Source organism: Paracoccaceae bacterium (assembly GCA_033344815.1).
GTDB lineage: Bacteria > Pseudomonadota > Alphaproteobacteria > Rhodobacterales > Rhodobacteraceae > Roseobacter.
Genome location: JAWPMR010000001.1, coordinates 1091573 through 1110426, shown reverse-complemented (window position 1 = coordinate 1110426; position 18854 = coordinate 1091573). Strand labels below are relative to the sequence as shown.

At 56.2% G+C, this 18854-nt stretch carries 21 protein-coding genes; 12 read left to right on the top strand and 9 right to left on the bottom strand.

The genetic code is table 11. The annotated features are described in order from the left end of the window. Positions 1–3: 3 nt before the first annotated feature. Positions 4–1671: a ribonuclease J gene (locus tag R8G34_05155; GenBank protein MDW3222265.1), complete on the top strand. Its 1668-nt coding sequence runs from the start codon at positions 4–6 to the stop codon at positions 1669–1671. A gap of 72 nt (positions 1672–1743) precedes the next feature. Here R8G34_05155 and R8G34_05150 read toward each other — a convergent pair whose 3' ends face one another. The 3 genes from R8G34_05150 to R8G34_05140 all read right to left on the bottom strand — a co-directional run bounded on the left by R8G34_05150 (position 1744) and on the right by R8G34_05140 (position 5535). Further along, on the bottom strand, positions 1744–2052 hold the full coding sequence (locus R8G34_05150; GenBank protein ID MDW3222264.1) for a PilZ domain-containing protein: 309 nt from the start codon (positions 2050–2052) through the stop codon (positions 1744–1746). A 141-nt stretch (positions 2053–2193) separates the two neighbouring features. Continuing rightward, positions 2194–3666, bottom strand: coding sequence for a DEAD/DEAH box helicase (locus tag R8G34_05145; GenBank protein MDW3222263.1), 1473 nt, complete (start codon positions 3664–3666; stop codon positions 2194–2196). A gap of 261 nt (positions 3667–3927) precedes the next feature. Then, entirely contained in the window at positions 3928–5535 is a 1608-nt protein-coding gene (locus tag R8G34_05140; protein MDW3222262.1) for a peptide chain release factor 3, read from the bottom strand. A 371-nt stretch (positions 5536–5906) separates the two neighbouring features. Here R8G34_05140 and R8G34_05135 point away from each other — a divergent pair, with 371 nt between their 5' ends. From R8G34_05135 to R8G34_05105, 7 genes are all read left to right on the top strand, one after another. After that, positions 5907–6686 carry an SDR family oxidoreductase gene (locus tag R8G34_05135; GenBank protein MDW3222261.1) on the top strand — a complete coding sequence of 260 codons (780 nt, stop codon included), beginning with the start codon at positions 5907–5909 and terminating at the stop codon, positions 6684–6686. Between the two features lie 3 nt (positions 6687–6689). Beyond that, positions 6690–7808 carry a DNA alkylation repair protein gene (locus tag R8G34_05130; protein ID MDW3222260.1) on the top strand — a complete coding sequence of 373 codons (1119 nt, stop codon included), beginning with the start codon at positions 6690–6692 and terminating at the stop codon, positions 7806–7808. A 126-nt stretch (positions 7809–7934) separates the two neighbouring features. After that, the gene (locus tag R8G34_05125) at positions 7935–9293 is read left to right on the top strand and encodes a sodium:proline symporter (protein ID MDW3222259.1); all 1359 of its coding nucleotides are present in this window, start codon (positions 7935–7937) and stop codon (positions 9291–9293) included. 42 nt (positions 9294–9335) lie between these two features. Beyond that, entirely contained in the window at positions 9336–10418 is a 1083-nt protein-coding gene (locus R8G34_05120; GenBank protein ID MDW3222258.1) for an ABC transporter ATP-binding protein, read from the top strand. 20 nt (positions 10419–10438) lie between these two features. Next, positions 10439–10789: a Lin0512 family protein gene (locus R8G34_05115; protein ID MDW3222257.1), complete on the top strand. Its 351-nt coding sequence runs from the start codon at positions 10439–10441 to the stop codon at positions 10787–10789. Then, the gene (locus R8G34_05110; protein ID MDW3222256.1) at positions 10782–11141 is read left to right on the top strand and encodes a Lin0512 family protein; all 360 of its coding nucleotides are present in this window, start codon (positions 10782–10784) and stop codon (positions 11139–11141) included. Before R8G34_05115 ends, R8G34_05110 begins: the two co-directional genes overlap by 8 nt. 111 nt (positions 11142–11252) lie before the next feature. Next, complete coding sequence (locus R8G34_05105; protein MDW3222255.1) at positions 11253–11483, top strand: hypothetical protein; 231 nt, start codon at positions 11253–11255, stop codon at positions 11481–11483. Positions 11484–11659: 176 nt separating this feature from the next. On the opposite strand, the gene R8G34_05100 is transcribed toward R8G34_05105, so the two are convergent. Continuing rightward, the gene (locus R8G34_05100; protein ID MDW3222254.1) at positions 11660–12325 is read right to left on the bottom strand and encodes a YafY family protein; all 666 of its coding nucleotides are present in this window, start codon (positions 12323–12325) and stop codon (positions 11660–11662) included. Positions 12326–12352: 27 nt separating this feature from the next. Further along, complete coding sequence (locus R8G34_05095) at positions 12353–12727, bottom strand: hypothetical protein (protein ID MDW3222253.1); 375 nt, start codon at positions 12725–12727, stop codon at positions 12353–12355. Between the two features lie 224 nt (positions 12728–12951). On the opposite strand from R8G34_05095, the gene tatA reads away from it, so the two are divergent. Genes tatA through R8G34_05075 form a run of 4 tightly spaced genes read left to right on the top strand, consistent with a single transcriptional unit; the run spans position 12952 to position 15352 of the window. Then, positions 12952–13164, top strand: a complete 213-nt coding sequence (tatA, locus tag R8G34_05090; GenBank protein ID MDW3222252.1) for a twin-arginine translocase TatA/TatE family subunit — start codon at positions 12952–12954, stop codon at positions 13162–13164. Positions 13165–13167: 3 nt separating this feature from the next. After that, positions 13168–13626 (top strand): Sec-independent protein translocase protein TatB, encoded by a 459-nt coding sequence (gene tatB, locus R8G34_05085; protein ID MDW3222251.1) that lies wholly within the window; start codon positions 13168–13170, stop codon positions 13624–13626. Beyond that, positions 13623–14510 (top strand): twin-arginine translocase subunit TatC, encoded by an 888-nt coding sequence (locus R8G34_05080; protein ID MDW3222250.1) that lies wholly within the window; start codon positions 13623–13625, stop codon positions 14508–14510. Before tatB ends, R8G34_05080 begins: the two co-directional genes overlap by 4 nt. Further along, positions 14507–15352: an ATP-binding protein gene (locus tag R8G34_05075; GenBank protein ID MDW3222249.1), complete on the top strand. Its 846-nt coding sequence runs from the start codon at positions 14507–14509 to the stop codon at positions 15350–15352. Before R8G34_05080 ends, R8G34_05075 begins: the two co-directional genes overlap by 4 nt. Positions 15353–15387: 35 nt before the next feature. Here R8G34_05075 and R8G34_05070 read toward each other — a convergent pair whose 3' ends face one another. From R8G34_05070 to R8G34_05055, 4 genes are all read right to left on the bottom strand, one after another. Continuing rightward, the gene (locus tag R8G34_05070) at positions 15388–16599 is read right to left on the bottom strand and encodes a peptidoglycan DD-metalloendopeptidase family protein (protein MDW3222248.1); all 1212 of its coding nucleotides are present in this window, start codon (positions 16597–16599) and stop codon (positions 15388–15390) included. A gap of 69 nt (positions 16600–16668) precedes the next feature. Next, the gene (locus R8G34_05065) at positions 16669–17313 is read right to left on the bottom strand and encodes a protein-L-isoaspartate(D-aspartate) O-methyltransferase (protein MDW3222247.1); all 645 of its coding nucleotides are present in this window, start codon (positions 17311–17313) and stop codon (positions 16669–16671) included. Beyond that, positions 17310–18095 carry a 5'/3'-nucleotidase SurE gene (gene surE / locus R8G34_05060; GenBank protein ID MDW3222246.1) on the bottom strand — a complete coding sequence of 262 codons (786 nt, stop codon included), beginning with the start codon at positions 18093–18095 and terminating at the stop codon, positions 17310–17312. Before surE ends, R8G34_05065 begins: the two co-directional genes overlap by 4 nt. A 93-nt stretch (positions 18096–18188) precedes the next feature. Then, positions 18189–18824, bottom strand: a complete 636-nt coding sequence (locus tag R8G34_05055; GenBank protein MDW3222245.1) for an SDR family NAD(P)-dependent oxidoreductase — start codon at positions 18822–18824, stop codon at positions 18189–18191. Between the last annotated feature and the right edge of the window lie 30 nt (positions 18825–18854).

Sequence of the window (18854 nt, the reverse complement as noted above, 5' to 3'; positions counted from 1 at the left end):
ATTATGAGCAATGAACGACTGATCTATCTCGCGCTTGGGGGCGCGGGTGAAATAGGCATGAACGCCTATGTATACGGCTATGGCCGCCCCGGTAAGGAACGCCTGATCGTGGTGGACCTTGGCGTGGCTTTTCCGGATATGGATACGAGCCCCGGGGTCGATTTGATCTTTGCCGACATTTCGTGGCTGGTCGAACGTCGCGACCAGATCGAGGCAATTTTCATAACCCACGCTCACGAAGACCACGTGGGCGCTGTGGCCCATACCTATGAGCAACTCAAGGCCCCGATTTACGCGCGCCGTTTTACCGGCAATATCGCGCAGCGTAAAATGGAGGAACACGGTCACCCGGTTGACGCCGTCACGGTTGTTTCTGCATGGCCTGAAAAAATCGACGCCGGGCCGTTCACGGTGGGTTTTCTGCCCATGTCGCATTCGATTCCCGAAAGCTCAGCGATGATCATCGACAGCCCTGCGGGCCGGGTGATTCATTCCGGTGATTTTAAACTGGATGAAACACCTCTGGTGGGTGAACCCTTTGATCCAGACCTCTGGGCGGATGTGAGCAAGGATGGCGTGAAAGCGCTGATCTGTGACAGCACAAATGTGTTTTCACCCAACCCCGGCCATTCCGAGGCCACACTTGGTCCCGACATCACTAATCTGGTGCAGGGGGCCAAGGGCATGGTGGTCGCAACGACCTTTGCGTCAAACGTGGCACGGGTCAAAACGCTTGCCGAGGCGGGTGTGCGGGCAGGGCGTTCCATTGTTCTCATGGGACGCGCGATGAAACGGATGGTCGAAGCGGGTGTAGAAACCGGCGTTCTGACGGATTTCCCGTCAACCGTCCCGCCAGAAGACGCCAAATCGATACCACGCGAAAATCTGATGTTGCTGGTGACCGGCTCGCAGGGGGAACGGCGCGCGGCTTCGGCGCAATTGGCGCGCGGCAAGTATCAAGGCATGGAGATGAAAGAAGGCGATATGTTCCTTTTCTCCTCCAAAACCATCCCTGGCAACGAAAAAGGGGTGATCCGCATCATCAATGCGTTTTCGGAATTGGGCGTGGATGTAGTGGATGACAGTACGGGGCTTTATCATGTGTCGGGTCATGCGAACCGCCCTGATCTGGAGCGGTTGGCGTCGATCGTGAAACCGCAGGTGTTGATCCCCATGCACGGCGAACACCGGCATCTTCGCGAACACGTCAAACTCGCCAATGGCAATGGCATGACGGGCGTTCTGGCGGTGAATGGCATGATGGTGGACCTGTCGGGAAATCAGCCAACGATTGCAGAATACATCGAAACCGGGCGGACCTATATTGATGGTTCTGTGCAGGTCGGGGCAATGGACGGCGTCGTGCGTGACCGGATTCGGATGGCATTGAACGGTCATGTGGTGGTGACGGTTATTCTGGATGATGAAGATGAGCCGCTGGGGGAACCCTGGTGTGAACTCAAGGGCTTACCTGAAACCGGGACCAGCAAAGCGGCTTTGGTCGATGTGCTGGAAGCGGATCTAGGTCAGTGGTTGGGCCGAGCAGGAGCCAAGATTTTGCGGGATGATGACAAGCTGAACGAGGGTCTGAAACGCATTGTACGCCAGACAGCGCTGGAAGAAATCGGACGCAAACCGGAGGTGACCGTGGTGGTCAGTCGGCTTTCCTGAGAGATCGCCTGGCGGCATGCGTTTTCGTACAGAGCAACTGGCCGATCGTCCAAAACCGCATTTGCGCGCCGCCTAAAACTCTGATGTGAGGCCCTTTTCCGCCAGATATGCCAGAACCGGGTCGGTTGCGCGATTGTTTTCGGAGAACGATATCCCCAGTTTGCTGCCAGTTTGCCAGCGCACTGTACTGGCAACCTTGCCAATCTCATCAATTGTTACGCTATTGATACCGCCTTCCATCCAGTTGTTTCCAGCGGACAGTAAGCGTATCCCTGCGCCGCTTTGGGATATATCAATCACCGTGCCGCTGACATCGAAGCTTCTGCCGTGCAGTTTGCATTTTAGATTGCAAGCGTGGCGGTTGTGCCGCCGCCGTTCCATATGAGAACCGTTGTTATTTTTCACCGTGATTTTTATCCTTCAACCCTTACGAGAAAATTGGATAAAATTGTTAATACGGTATTAATTTCGAATTACTGACTAGTCGTGGCGGCGACTGGTGGCGTCGCAGTTTGAACATCCTCAAACGGCGCTGCGTTCCTTGAAGCTCAAGCCGATGAACTCTGGTGTATGATCTCCAAGACCCACAACTTTGTTTTCAGCACGATCATTCCCGGAAGAACGACCACGTCCACCGGATCGGCTACGACTGCTGCGCTTTGTGTCTTCCGATTTGGACTCATCCGTGGGCGTCGATGACTGGTTCGTTCGATCTTCTGCTGTCGCAGCTTCGTTTTCCGGTTGCGACTGCGGGGCGTCGTCTTTTTTTCTGCTGCGCGCGCGCGTACGCTTGGGTTTCTCGTCAGTTTGCGTCACGGGCTCCGGCTCGGCAGCGCTTACAGGCTGTGCCACGGGATTATCGATCCGCGGGATTTCACGCTGAACCAAACGCTCGATATCCGCCAGGTTCTTTTCGTCGCGCGGCACACATATCATGATTGCCTTGCCATCCCGACCGGCCCTTCCTGTTCGGCCAATCCTGTGCACGTAATCCTCGGCGTGACCAGGTACGTCGAAATTAAACACATGGCTGACAGAAGGCACATCAAGTCCACGCGCAGCCACATCCGAGGCAACCAGAAAGCGTAATGTGCCCTCACGAAAGCCATCCAATGTGCGTGTCCGTTGGCTTTGGTCCAAATCGCCGTGGATCGCAGCCGCGTCATAACCGTATTTTTTCAAGGACTTGGCGACAATATCAACGTCCACCTTGCGGTTGCAAAACACAATTGCGTTTGTGCATTTGTCGCCTTCGCCATCAATCAGTCCGCGCAGAACTTTACGTTTTTCGGTTGCTTCGCGGTCACGGCGGCTGCCTTTGAACATGACGACGCCTTGCGTGATGTTTTCCCCAGTTGTCGCCTGGCGCGCCACTTCGACGCGTTCCGGTGCCGACAGGAATGTGTTGGTGATACGCTCGATTTCGGGCGCCATTGTAGCCGAAAAGAACAACGTTTGTCGCGTGAACGGCGTCAGACCGAAAATGCGTTCGATATCAGGAATAAATCCCATATCGAGCATCCGGTCAGCCTCGTCCACCACCATCACTTTCACATCCGACAAGATCAGCTTGCCGCGCTCAAAATGGTCCAGCAAACGACCCGGCGTTGCGATCAGGACGTCAACGCCTTTGTCAATCAGCGTGTCTTGTTCTTTGAACGAAACGCCTCCAATCAACAGCGCCTTTGTAAGCTTCAAATGCTTGGAATAGGTGTCAAAATTTTCCGCCACCTGTGCCGCCAGTTCGCGCGTCGGGCAAAGCACAAGGCTGCGGGGCATGCGCGCGCGGGCACGTCCACGCGCAAGCAGAGTAATCATTGGCAACACAAAGCTGGCGGTTTTACCGGTTCCGGTCTGGGCAATCCCCAGGACGTCCTTGCCCTCCAGAGCAGGCGGTATAGCACCTGCCTGGATCGGTGTAGGGTTTTCGTAGCCCGCTTCCGTAATGGCTTTGAGTACTTTTGGATTCAGACTAAGGTCAGAAAATTTTGTCATATGTGTCCGTGGTTGGCGGACACATTTTTGGCCCGCAGCAGCATTCATGTCGGCCCCCATGGCCCAAATGGCGATCTTGTCGCGACATGATGCGCGTATCTAACAACAAGTACTCCCAGCGTCAAACAGATGCGCTATCTATTTAGGAAATCAGGGTAAATGCGACGCATAATTCCCGTCCAGATCGCAATGCCGCGCCAAAACGAGTAGCACCATTCGAAATTCCAACTGTTGTCATGAGAGGTGTAGCAGAGGTCGGCGCTAAACCATCATTTCTTTTGTAGCTGTTAGCGTGACATCCGGATAATCGCGCGCCACACGATCAATATCCCATTGCAAACGCGTCAGATAGACAATGTCGCCGTCATGATCATGGGCAATATGCTGTTTGTTGCTTTCTGTAAATTTTTCAACGGCTTGTTTGTCGCCGCTCACCCACCGCGCCGAGGTGAATTGCGAGGAATCAAAACGCACAGGCAAGCCATATTCCAGTTCAATACGGCTGGCGAGGACCTCAAACTGCAACTGCCCCACAACCCCGACGACAAATCCCGAACCAATCGATGGCTTGAACACTTTGGCGGCCCCTTCTTCGGCAAATTGCATCAATGCTTTCTCAAGGTGTTTGGCTTTCAAGGGATCGCCTGCGCGCACGCCCTGCAAAAGCTCAGGCGCAAAGGAGGGGATTCCGGTCACCCGGATCGCCTCGCCTTCGGTAAGGGTATCGCCGATACGCAACTGTCCATGGTTCGGAATGCCAATAATATCCCCGGCCCAGGCCTCTTCTGCCAATTCACGATCAGAGGCTAAAAACATGACCGGGTTTGAGATGGCCATCGGCTTTTTTGTACGCACGTGGGTCAGCTTCATGCCCCGCAAGAAATGCCCGGACGCCAGACGCACAAAGGCAACGCGATCGCGGTGTTTGGGGTCCATATTGGCCTGGACCTTGAATACAAACCCCGCAACTTTCTTTTCTTCCGGAAGGATCTGGCGCGGTTGTGCGGACTGGATTTGCGGTTCCGGTCCATAAGAAGAAATCCCTTCCATCAGTTCCTTGACGCCAAAAGAGTTAATGGCAGACCCGAACCAGATAGGCGTCAGGGAGCCCTCGTGCATCGCCGCCATGTCCAGCGGTGGAAGCAATTCACGCGCCATTTCAACGTCTTCGCGCAGTTTCTCCAACAAGTTCGCCGGGACATGCTCAGCTAGCAACGGGTCATCCAGCCCATTGATCTCGATCGATTCAGCGACGCGGTTGCGATCTGCCCGGTCCATCAATTCCAGACGATCGCGCAACATATCATAACAGCCCATAAAATCGCGACCCACCCCGATGGGCCAGCTCGCAGGCGTCACATCAATCGCGAGGTTTTCCTGAATTTCGTCGATGATCTCAAAGACATCTCGGCTCTCGCGGTCCATCTTGTTACAGAACGTCAAAATAGGCAGGTCCCGCATCCGACACACTTCAAACAGTTTCTGCGTCTGGCTCTCGACACCCTTGGCCCCATCAATGACCATGACGGCGGCATCCACGGCGGTCAGCGTGCGATAGGTGTCTTCGGAAAAATCAGAGTGACCCGGCGTGTCCACGAGATTGAAGCGGAATTCTTTGAAATCAAATGACATTGCCGAGGCCGAAACAGAAATTCCGCGATCTTTTTCCATCGCCATAAAGTCGGATCGCGTGCGGCGCGCTTCGCCCTTGGCGCGTACTTGACCCGCCATTTGAATAGCGCCGCCAAAAAGCAAAAATTTCTCTGTCAGAGTGGTTTTGCCAGCGTCCGGATGGCTGATAATCGCAAAGGTTCTGCGGCGCGCAATTTCAGGGGGCAGTTCAGGGCGGTTTTGGGGTGTGTCCAACATGAGCGAGCGTATAGCGGGGCACCAGCGGGGCGGCAAGCTCCGAGCACGGCTGGACATCCTGCAAGGTGGGCTTTGCAGCTCCCTCACCTTTCAAGCGAGGCCCAAAAATAAAAATCTGTCGCGATTCTGATACAGCAGACCTGAGATAGCAGCCGTTCGGCGATCCTTTCATTGGTGGCGCGAGTTCGGATAGGACCGCCTGGGACGAAAATCGTGCTGTTCGCGTAGGACCATACCATATGCGGCGGGTTTGCTTGACGCACGGATAATCACAAGTTGCCGATGACTCTTGGCGGGTTCTTCCGTGTTTCGCTGGCCTGCAAGGCATTTGTGGTGTTAGGCATAGGGCCGAACGCAAGAGGGAGCATCACATGGATTTGGGAATCAGCGGTAAGCGCGCAATTGTTTGTGCGTCATCCAAAGGGTTGGGTTTGGGGTGCGCGCAGGCGCTCGCCGCAGCAGGGTGCGATCTGGTCATGAACGCACGCGGTTCAGACGCGCTTAAGGCCTCGGCCGAAGCGATCCGCAGCGCCCATGGCGTTAGCGTCACAACTATTGCCGCTGATGTAACAAGCCAGCAAGGGCGTGATGCCGTGCTAGAGGCGGCGGGTAACGCCGATATTCTGGTCAACAACGCGGGCGGACCGCCTCCGGGGATGTGGCAGGATTGGGATCGCGCGGATTTCATCAAGGCTCTGGACGCAAATATGCTCACACCCATTGCGATGATCAAAGCACTGGTGCCGGGCATGATGGACCGCGGTTGGGGGCGGGTGGTCAATATCACGTCACAATCGGTCAAAGCGCCGATCCCGCAATTGGGACTCAGCAACGCCGCGCGCACCGGGTTGACCGGTTATGTTGCCGGTACCAGTCGTCAGGTCGCGGGCAAGGGTGTGACGATCAATAACCTCCTGCCGGGCATTCATGCCACGGATCGCGCGGAAGCGCTTGATGGTCCGGTGGCAAAACGTGATGGCATTTCAATTGAAGATGCCCGCGCACGACGCGCGGCGACCATCCCGGCTGGCCGATATGGCACGTCGCAGGAATTTGGTGCGACCTGTGCGTTCTTATGCTCGCAACACGCAGGTTTCATCATTGGGCAAAATATTTTGTGTGACGGTGGCGCCACCAACGCGACAATCTAATTCATGGCTGAAACGGTCCTATTGAAAGACCAGTTGTTCAACCAAACCACGGTTGCTCAGCTGGCCCAGGAATATGCCTCTGCCGTACCGGGTTTCGATGCGGCGCGTTTTCAGCGCGAGGCCCTCGCCGGTTTCGCTGAACGGGAACTGATGGCGCGGATGGAGTGGCTCGCAGATTGCATCGCGACCCAGCTGCCGGGTGACTTTCCGTCAATGGCTGAAGCGCTGGAGGCGGCCATGCCCGCCCCGCTGGATCCGGCGCTCAGGGACGATGATTTTGGACAGTTTATCCATGCCGTTCCCGGTATATTGGCGGTGCGCCGTGGATTGGAGATGCATCGTGCGCGTTCAATGGACTTGCTCTATCGCGCGACACAGCGATTTTCGATGGAGTTTTACATCCGTCCTTTCATCAACCGATGGCCGGAAGAAACCCTCATCACATTGGCGACTTGGGCTGAGGATGAGAACTATCATGTACGCCGACTTGTGAGCGAGGGCACGCGCCCGAAACTGCCTTGGGCCAAGGCCGTGACGCTCAGCGCCAATCAAACCGTGCCTCTGTTGGACAAGTTGCATGCTGATCCGACACGCTATGTCACAAGGTCCATTGCCAATCATCTGAATGATCTTTCAAAAACGGATCCTGAACTGGTTTTGGAGAGGTTGAGCCAGTGGAAGAAACGCGGACATCAAACGTCGGGGGAACTTGCGTGGATGACACGCCATGCTTTGCGCACGTTGATCAAACAGGGGCACACAGGCGCCATGACCGCTTTGGGATACGACGCCAAAGCGCCGGTTTCGGTCCAGTTGGACATCGAGACTCCCAGCGTGAGAATGGGCGACGCCTTGGTTTTCAGTTGTGAAATTGATGCCCCATCCGACCTGCCAGTTCTTGTAGACTATCGCATCACATTCGCGCGCCCCGAAGGAAAACAAGGACAGAAAGTGTTCAAGCTCAAACAGGGTTCGGTCAGCCCGGGTAAATCCATGGTGCTGCGCAAGACCCATAAGCTCAAAGGGGATGCGACGACATTCAGGCTCTATCCCGGAACGCACCAGATCATTGTGCAAGTCAATGGCGTGGACCGCGCCGCCGGCGTGTTTGAGCTGACCTGAATTCAGAGCGGCAACGCGGCGCGCACTGCGCACGCTCGATCACTTTCATGACAAATCACTCAGGCGGACTGGCGTGCGTCGAATGGTTCGGCTAGCCGGGGGACGGAACAACAAGAAAGTCCCGGCATGCATGTCACTGTTTTAATTGTCCTCTTTGCTGTCGTTATTGCCGCCAGTATGCTGGCTGCGCCGCGTCGCGTCACGGTTGAGGGATTCTTTGGTGGCAGATCGGCGCGCGGCTCTGCACCCGGTCTCTGGATGCTCGTTCTCAGCCAGGTGACCACGTGGATTTTCGCACGCTCCCTGATGAACGCGGCCATATTGGGGTATTACTACGGGATCGCGGGCACACTCGCTTATACTGCTTACTATGGATCATTTCTGACAGGGGGGCTGATTGTCGCGCATTTGCGCCGGACGGGCGCGCGATCAGTTCAGGACTGGCTGGGTGCGCATTTCGGGCGGGTCGGGCAGGGCGGCTATAACCTGGTGATTGGCTTGCGGCTTCTATCAGAGGTGTTTGCCAACCTGCTTGTGATCGGCCTGATCTTTGATGCGCTGGCGGGCGGGAATGGCACAATCGCGATCCTGATCGTATCCGTTCTGGGATTAGCCTATTCTGCATGGGGCGGGCTGAATGCAGCCCTGCGCACAGATGTTGTTCAGATGGCGCTTTTTCTCGCGGCGCTGGCGCTGGCTTTTGTCGCGCTTGTCGTGTCGCCACAATTCTCCTTTGCGGCGGTTATGACGGCGCCGGGCGTGTCTGGTCCCTACAACGGCTGGATTCTCTTGGTCGTTGCGGGCCTTCAGGTCTTTTCCTATCCGGCACATGATCCGGTGATGATGGATCGCGGATTTCTGGCCGACCCGGACATCACAAAGCGTTCCTTTATCCATGCGTTCTGGATTTCCACTCTTTGCATTCTCGCATTTGGTTTCTTTGGCATTCAGGCCAGCCTGATCGGCGCGCCTTATGAGGCTCAATTGATCGGTACGTGGTCAGATATGTTCCCACCGTGGGTGTTTACGCTTCTGATCCTTTCTTTGCTGGTCTCCGCACTGAGCACACTTGATTCTGCGCTGGCCTCCTCTGCGCGGCTCGCAGTAGAAGAAATGGGCCTCGTTGCGCGCAGCCTCAGCGGTGGGCGTCTGGTAATGTGTGCCGTGATGGGGCTGGGGGCGGCTCTGACCCTCTGGGGGAATGCGACGCTGTTTGATGCTGTTGCCGTCAGCGGCACGGCCTCCATGTTTCTGTCGCCGATCCTGCTGATCGGGCTCATGGGCGGGCGCACCATTGCCTTGTGGTCCTATCTGGTGGCCTATGCCGCTGCGATGCTGGGGGCTATTGCCTATTTTGCGCGCAGCTGGCCAACCGTCGCCGCATTGCTTCCGGATGGTCATAAATATGAACAGTTGCTGGTAATCTGCATCGTGGTTCTGGGCGTCGGATTCGCAGCAGTGCTTGCGGGTAGCCGGAAGGGCTGATAGCCCGTTATCTGATGAATTCTATCGGATTTGGATAGCTGCGTGACACCTTCCCCGCCACGGCTGGAAATCAGGAACCTGAGACGCGCCTTCAACGGTCGCGCGGTTGTTGATGACGTGAGTTTCGCGATCGAGCCAGGGCAGGTGACCTGCCTGCTCGGGCCGTCCGGATGTGGAAAGTCCACCACGTTGCGCATGATTGCCGGTGTTGAGATGCAGGACAGTGGTGAAATTCATGTAGATGGCCAGTTGGTCTGCGATACGATTTTTCGCCTGCCGCCTGAACGGCGCGAGATTGGACTGATGTTTCAGGATTTTGCGCTGTTTCCGCACCTCAGCGTCGCGGAAAACGTGGCCTTTGGATTGAAATCCTTCAGCAAATCTGAAAAGCGCGCTCGGGTCGAGGAATTGCTGACCCGGGTGGACCTGATGCGCTTTATCGACGGGTATCCGCATCAGCTTTCAGGGGGGGAACAGCAGCGTGTGGCTCTGGCCCGAGCGCTGGCGCCAAAGCCCAAGATCATGTTGATGGACGAGCCATTCTCGGGCCTCGATAACCGGCTGCGGGATGGCATACGCGATGAAACGTTGAACATTCTCAAAGAAGAAGACACGGCCGTTTTACTCGTAACGCATGAGCCTGAAGAAGCCATGCGCATGGCTGATGAAATCGCGCTCATGCGGGATGGCCGGATCGTACAACGCGGCGCGCCCTACAATGTCTATACCCGTCCTGTGGACCGCGCCGCGGTGGCGTTTTTCTCGGATTCCAATGTGTTGCAGGCAGAGGTCAGCGGGGCTTTGGCGGAAACGCCGTTCGGGCGGTTCCTGGCACCCGGTGTACCGGATGGAACGCAGGTGCATATTGTGTTTCGCCCCCAACACGTGCGGATTGATTTTGACCGAAACGGGCAGGGGCCCAAGCCAACGGCAAGTGATGGAACAGCCGCGCGGGCAGTCGTGCAGCGCGCGCGTTTCATGGGGAGCGAAAGCCTTGTGGAGTTTCAGATGGACTACAACGGATCCATGCTGCGCGCGACCGTGCCAAATGTATTCCTGCCAAAGCCGGGCACGGTGATGTGGCTCACGATCCGGCGTGACCGGTGTTTTGTTTTTGACGCCTGAGGGGCGGAAAGGAAGAAGCGATGAAACGGTTACTGGTGGAATTTGGCATGGGAACGTCCCTGCGGCGCGGGGATTACACACAAGCCGCCGTGCGCGGGGTGCGTGATGCGCTTTGGCACAATTCAATCAACCTTGCCGAACTGTTCGGGTTTGAGAAAACCGATATGCAGATCATCGTCGATATTGGCGTGCAACAACCGGATGCGGTTGACGTGGCCGAGGTGCGCAAGGTTTTTCCCTACGGCAACACCGAAGTGCGGGTCTATCACGGGGGGCTCGACGTCGCGCGCCCTGAAGGACAGGGTCATCCGACGATCATGGCCAATGTCGCCCTGACGGTCGGGTTCAACATGGAGCGCGCAGATGACTGAGCAACGGTTGATCATCGAAATGGGCATGGGCAATGATCTGCATGGTCAGGATTACACCAAGGCGGCCAAACGGGCGATTGAGGATGCGTTTCGTCATTCGTCATTGCCACTCTTTGGCGCTGTAGATCTGGGCCATGATCAGATGCGGGTGCAGGTCACAGTGGGGGTCCAGGATCCTGATTCTGTTGATGCGGATGCATTGGTGGCGACGCTGCCGCGCGGCCGGGCGAGCGTGCGTGTGGTCAAGGGGGGGCTCGACGTGCCGACGGACGGCGAAGGTCCGATTGTCATCGCACAAGCCAGCGTCGAAGCGTTTTTACCCGCTCAAACCGGCTGGAAACTTACATCTTGAACGAGCGCATTTCCGCCGGATTGAATATTCTACGACTTGAAGCGTTATCAACCTACCCGTACTTAAATAATGGTCGGTATCGGGCCGACCGGCTTTATGAGGAATAGACGAATGAAAAAAACAGGTATTATCGCGGTGCTCGCCGCCATGGGTCTTTTGCAGGCCTGCGCAACATCCCCTGAGCAACAGAGGCAGGTTGGTTGCGTGGGTGCCGGTGTCGCCGGTGCGTTGGCTGGTGCAGCGCTTGGTAATCAGCTTGGCGGTGGATCCGGGAATGACATCCTTACCGCTGGTGGTGCTGTCGCTGGTGGCGTTGCTGCCAATAATGCAGCAGGCTGCTGATCACCAACTAAGATGTAGGGGACTCTCTGCAGCAAACAGACAAAGTGTTGTTTTGGCCCGAACCTCGGCAACGCTTTGTTTTAGGAACAAGCAGTCACGGACCGATGGTGTTTGACTTGGCGGAGCTGTGTCGTTTGGGAGCTTTTAACGGGCTCAGGACGGATTTTGCGCGGTCCCTATGGCACATAGTCACTGAGTGATTTGCCGGGTTCATCAACGAATAACTCCGGGAGTGCCTCCGCGGTGTCGATCAGATCGACGCGAAACACGCGGAAAGCGTCGCGCAATTCGCACCACCCCGTCAGCGTCCAGATACGCCCCCAATACTCCATGTGCAGCGGTCGGATGGTGCGTGTCGTCACCTCTGCATGTTTTGAGGTGTAGGTCAGTCGAAGTTTCTGCTTGGCCCGGATGGCCGCACGCAAGGTCGACATATGTGAAAAACCACGCGCGGCGTCCGCGAAGGGATACACCGCAAATTTCCAGGCATCCGCCTCCGCGATTGTCTGCACCGGCAGAACTGCATCGACCTTCTCTGCGAGGCTGAGAGCTGCTGATTTGAGTTCCGCGTCTGCGGCTTCTGCCACAATCGCCATACCCAAGTTGAGGGCTTCCAACTCCTCAACGGTCAACGTCAGTGGGGGCAGGGTGATCGCCGATGTGATCATGTAACCAACACCGCGTTCACCCTCCACGGGCACGCCCGAGGCCGTCAGCGTGTCCATATCGCGATAAATTGTGCGGGTTGACACCTCAAGCCGTTCGGCAATGTCCTGCGCGCGGTGTAACTTGCCATCGCGCAGGATCTGTATGATGTCGAAAAGGCGGTCAGTGCGGCGCATGTGCTGACACTGCCACCGGCGGGCGGGCTAGTCCATCTGCATCAGAACCGTTGCGTATCGCAGCTCGACGGTCTTCTCGGCCATCATTGCAAAAAAGAACATGAATTCGGGCCGTTGCATTGCCTGAGCTTCGGTGGCTTTGGCCGCCTCCAGTGATGTCCAGAGAATATAATCCGTCCAAACACCGTTTTCATCCCGTGACAGGCTGCGCGACACGACCGCGCCCGTACTGCCCAAAAAGGGTTCCGTGGCCTGCGCGGCCTTCACAACGTCTTGCGTGGTGACCCCGTCCTTGAGTCGATAGGTTACAATTTCCGCGATTTGGGCGGTATCAGATCCGGCCCGACCCGTATCTGCAGCTGCAAATGCGATGAGAGTGGTGAAAAGGGGAAGTATGCGCATGAACGAGTCCTTTCATTGTCTTGCGTTGAGAATGGACATGACAGGTCACAACTGACATAAACCTGTCAGTTGATTTCATTCGCCCGGGATTTTTCTGATGTGTGGCCGGTCAACAGAGGTCGAAAAGGGTTTTGACACTTCCCGCGCGCTCAGGATTTTCGTAGTCCTAACGATGACAAAAATGCGCCCTCCTTGTGGGGCGCCAACGATTTGGGAGACTTCAAATGTTGAATAATATCGGCCTTCCGGGCCTCTTGCTTATCGCAGTTGTGGTGCTTGTTCTCTTTGGGCGTGGTAAAATTTCCAGCCTGATGGGCGAAGTGGGCAAAGGCATTACCTCGTTCAAAAAGGGTGTCAGCGAAGGCCAGGACGAAATTGCCAAAGCCTCTGAGGAAGCCAAGGACGTGACGCCCGAGACTGAAAAAGACAAGGTCTAAACCATGTTCGATATTGGCATGACGGAGATGCTGGTGATCGGCATCGTCGCGCTTATCGTTGTCGGGCCCAAGGATTTGCCAGTACTTTTCCGTAAAGCGGGGGAGGCTGTGGGCAAAGCCAAGGGTATGGCGCGCGAATTCAGCCGTGCCATGAACGATGCAGCTGACGAGTCCGGCATGAAAGATGTGGCCAAAGGGTTGAAAACGGCGACTAATCCAATCAACTCCGCGATGGATGGTGTCAAAAGTGCTGCCGCCGATCTGGGTAAGTTTGACCCAGAGAGCGAAACCGGCAAGCTTGCCGCGGAGCGAGCAGAACAGACCAAGAAAATTCAGGCGGCCACGGCGCGCGCGGCGGCTGATCGTAAAATGAAGGAAGCGCAGGACGCACAGGCCGCTGCTGAGAAGCTGGAAGAGGCGCGCGATGCAGCCCCAACGCCCCCGACAAAGAGTGACACATGAGCTCATCTGACGACATTGACGAGAGCGCAGCACCCCTGATCGAGCATTTGGCGGAACTGCGTACGCGGCTGATCCGATCCGTGATTGCGTTTTTGATTGGCATCATTCTGGCCTTTGTGGTGGCCGAACCGATCCTGCAGTATCTGTTGGGACCAATTGAGGCCACGCTCAGGGATTTGGGTGATCCGTCTCCGACCTTGCAATATACATCGCCCCAGGAATACCTCTTTACGCTCTTTAGAATCTCGATGGTTTTCGGCTTTGCGCTGGCCTTTCCGGTGATCGGATTTCAGATGTGGCGTTTTGTGGCGCCGGGCCTCTACAAAGCCGAAAAAGGCGCTTTCCTACCGTTCTTGCTGGCCTCTCCGGTAATGTTCTTTTTGGGCGCGAGTTTTGCGCATTTGGTGGTCACACCGCTCGCGATGCAATTTTTTCTGGGCTTCGCGGATGTATCATCGATTTTCGCGAATCTCTTGTCGGGCGCAGTATCCAGCCTGCCGGCGGATGCCGCTGTTGTGCCGGAAACCCAGGACGGCGTGCGCATTACCTTTTTCGGCAAGGTCAACGAGTCACTGGATATCACGTTGAAATTCATCATGGCCTTTGGTCTTTGTTTTCAGCTGCCCGTTCTGCTGACGCTGATGGGTAAAGCCGGTTTGGTGAGCGGCGAAGGGCTCGCCAATGTCCGTAAGTATGCAATGGTTGGCATCCTTGTGCTGGCAGCCTTGGTGACGCCGCCAGACGTGATCACGCAAGGCATCCTTTTTGTGGTGGTCTACGGGCTCTATGAGGTGTCGATCTTTCTCGTGCGCCGCGTGGAAACCAAGCGCGAAGACAAGCTGCGCGCCGAGGGCTACTATGACGACGAGGACGATCTAACGTGATCGACGACCCGATGGACCGAATAGCGGCTGCTCTGGAACGTATGGCTCCCGCGCCGCAAGCCGCCCCCGACTTCTCAATCGCTTCTGCGTTTGTTTGGCATGTGGAGCCTGACCGGTTGGAGCCCGTGACACAGGTTGCACGTGTGGATCTTTCATTGCTTATTGGGGTGGATCGTTCCCGGGATACGCTTTTGGCGAATACCGAACAATTTGCTCGTGGGTTGCCTGCCAACAACGCACTGCTCTGGGGTGCGCGTGGCATGGGAAAGTCAAGTCTTGTCAAATCAATACATGGATCAGTTCATGTTAAACATGAAGGATTGCGGATCATCGAGTTGCAGCGTGAGGATCTACCCTCCGTCGGCCGGCTTTTGAATCTGCTGCGCGGGGAGCCCTACCGTTTTATCCTGTTCTGTGACGATCTGAGCTTTGGGCATGACGATGCGCATTACAAAAGCCTGAAGGCTGTTCTGGATGGTGGCATAGAGGGGCGCCCTGAAAACGTCGTACTGTATGCAACGTCCAACAGGCGACACCTGATGCCCCGCGATATGATCGAAAACGAGCGCGGCAGCGCAATTAACCCCTCCGAGGCGGTCGAAGAAAAAGTGTCCCTGTCGGATCGTTTTGGACTATGGCTCGGTTTCCACCCCTGCGATCAGGATCAGTATCTGGAAATGATCCGAGGATACTGCACCGCTTATGGCGTGGAAATCAGCGACGAAAACATGCGCGCGGAGGCCATTGAGTGGCAGGCAACGCGGGGATCAAGATCTGGACGCGTCGCTTGGCAGTATTTCATGGATCTTGCAGGGCGCAACGGTGTGACCCTGCCGGGCTAATCATGCGTGTGACGCGTCCATGAAAGCGCCCGAAACTACCGGAGAAACGGCATGGGATCCACGCTGTCGAACCCTTTTCGCACTTCGAAATGAACATAGGCTTCATCGCCTTCGCGCAGCTCGGCAATGCTCTGACCACGCGTGACTTTTGTTCCTTTTTTTACTGAAACATCCGTTACATTGGCATAGACAGTCAGTAATTCAGGGTCATGGCGGATCACAACGATTGGAATACCTTCGGCACTCTTGGTGATTGCCGCAACGGTTCCCGCATCCGCCGCTTTGACGGGATCTCCGGGCTTCGCTTTGATGTTGATCCCTTCGTTCTTGCCTTTTGCATACTCGCGGATGATGGACCCTGAGACCGGGAAAACCATAGCGGTTTCAGCGGAAGCCTGTGTTTTTTCACCGACATCAACTTTTGGAAGTTCCTCTGCCGTCACCGTTTTTTCTGGCTCAGGTAACGGTTTGGTCGCGCTCGGCGGGGTCGGTGTGGGTGTGCCCGCACCGGGTTGTGTAACTGCGGCTGTCCCTGCTGCGGCATCTGCTGCTGGTGCAGGCGCGTTTTGTTCTGCAACCGGGATCAACAGATATTGGCCTTCGCGAATGGCAAAATCGGAGCCCAGTCCGTTCCATTCGGCGAGCGATTTGACTGGTACACGATACAGGCGCGCTATCGTATAGGCGGTCTCGCCACGCTCCACCTTGTGTCGCGTGGGTTCTGCGCCGGTTTGTGGTTGCGGCGTAGTTGCGGCAGGCGGCAAGGCCGCGGTGCGCACGCCCTGCTGTTCCGGGGCCCGGTTGATGGCATCACCCGCCAGCGTGCCAATATCCACGGCTCCAGGCTGAATGGGCCCCGAACCAATAGCGCCTGTCGCGGGTGAGGGTTCAGCGACCCGATTGGGCAGCGCGATTACTTCTCCACTACGCAAGGCGACATCTGCGTCTATTCCGTTGAAACGCGCCAATTCAGGCGCATCAACACCAAGACGTTGTGCTACCGTGTTGATCGTATCGCCACGCTCGGCGACCGCCACTTGATAGTTCGGATAAGAAATGACGCCGCGATCATCCGGGCTGGGTCGATCGGCAGTTGCCACTTGATTGGCCGCCCCAGCGGTACTGAAATCGCCAAGGCCGCCGCGCAGATCAAAGTCCAGCGGTTGGCCGCAGCCTGCAAGCACCACAAGGGCTGTGGCAGTCATCAATGAAAGGCGCACGCGCTTGCGTGGAATGGCTCGGGTCATCTGCTAGTCCTCAATCGATCATCGACACGCATTGGTTTGTCCAACACTTTATGAGACCTTTATAGCAGCTTATCCGTCCTTTCCCAAGCCTTCCAGCAATGGAACAAAGCGAACTTGGCGCAACTCTTCATATTCAACGCCTTGCGCGGTTTTTCGTGCGACAATCAGGTGCTGAACGGCATCCGACTGCCCGACAGGCACGACCATAATCCCGTCTGTCTTAAGTTGTTCCATCAAAGTACCGGGGGGATCTTCGGCAGCCGCCGTGACGATGATGCGATCAAAAGGGGCCTGATCAGGCAGACCAAAGCTACCATCACCTGTGATGGCGGTGATGTTTGACAGATCCATCTGATCAAAAATGTCGCGAGCTTCACGCACCAGACGGGTGTGACGATCAATCGTGTAGACGCGACGCGCAAGCTTGCTGAGGATGGCCGCCTGGTAACCCGAACCCGTCCCGATTTCGAGCACCTTATCGCGAGGGCTGATATGCAAAGCCTGCGTCATCAGACCAACGACAGAAGGCTGGCTGATCGTTTGTCCGCAAGCAATGGGCAGCGGCATGTCCTCATACGCGCGTTCGGAAAAAATCCCGCGTATGAACGGGCCTCGGTCGATGCTTTCCATGGCGGACAGCACGCGTTTATCGGTCACACCTTTGGAGCGGAGCGCATATAGAAATTGCATTTTGCGTTCCGCCTCAGCGCTCATGAGGCGATGCCAGATAGATCGTTCATCATATCATGAGCCGTGAGGTCTGCACGCATCGGGGTCACTGAAACATACCCTTCAAGATTATCCGCAGCATCCGAACCCGGAGCCGTTGCGATTTGTTGATTACCGCCCTTTATCCACAAGAACCGACGCCCGGAAGGGGACATATGGGGCTCGGTCGAAAACCCCGTGCCGCTGCGCATACCTTGTGTAGACAGGCGGATACCCTTGACATCCGCACCGGGCAGGGGTGGGAAATTTACGTTGTAAAACAAGCGATACCCACCATTTTCTTCCGGGGTGTGCGCCAGAATTCGGCGGACAACATCGGCACCATGCTGTGCTGCGGCCTCGAAAGGGTTTTCCGTCTGAGCGTTTTTGGGGCCGTAATATTGCGACAAGGCGATTGCGGGCAAACCTTGCAATGCAGCCTCCATTGCGCCGCCGATTGTGCCGGAATAGAGCGTGTTTTCCGCTGAGTTATTTCCACGATTCACGCCGGATAAAACCAGATCGGGCGGCGCATCTTTCATCACTTCGTGCAACCCTGCGAGCACGCAATCGGCTGGCGACCCTTCGGCTGCAAAACGGCGCGGGCTGAATTCGCTGATCATCATGGGGTGAGTGTAGCTGATGCAATGCCCAACGCCTGATTGTTCAAAAGCAGGGGCGACGGTCCAAACCTCACCTGTTTCGCCTGCTAAATCGGTGGCAATCGCGTGGAGCACCTTTAGGCCCGGTGCGTTGATACCGTCGTCATTTGTGATGAGAATGCGCATGGATAAGCCCCTTTGCGCATTGATAAGCGAGCCCCGCGCAAGCGACAAGAGCGCGCGCTGCCAGAAGGGAAATTTATGACGGAGCGTGTGGCGTCAGAGTTGCGCCAGAATTTCAGCGGCCGCTACAGCAGGATCAGTCAACGCTTGGCGATCCTCACCGGGGTAAAACCGCGCGCGCGTGGCCGTCGGCATTGCGGGAGGCGTTAAAATTAAAACCTTTGGACCGAGTTTTTCTGTTTCGGCTTGCCAGCTTATTGCCAGTGCGATTTGGGCAGCCTTGGTGCTGCCATAGCTGCCAAAGAACTTCTTTCCGGCCTGCGGATCATCAAAGAACACCGCCTGACCGGTTTGTCCCAGAAGGGGCGCAACGTAGGCAATCAATGTGGCCGTCGCCGTGACATTACCGGTTATGGATTTCGCCAGGTCTTTGGCGTCAACATGATCCGTTGGTGCCAGCGGTGCGGCATGCACGGCCGTGTGACACCATAAATCCAACGTTTTCCACCGCTCGAAAATGCCACGGCAAAGCGTTGCCATTGCATCCGCGTTTGTCACATCCATCGGCGCTAGCGTCGTCGAGCCGCCCTTTGCTTGAATTCGGTCATCCAGTTCTTCAAGCGCGCCGGTGGTTTTTGCCACAGCGATGATGTGGTGGGTTGGCGCCAAAGCTTCTGCGAGAGCGGCACCCAGACCGCGTGACGCGCCAGTGATCAATGCTGTTTTTGTCATGTCGCAGGTGATGGGCGCGATTGGCGCCCG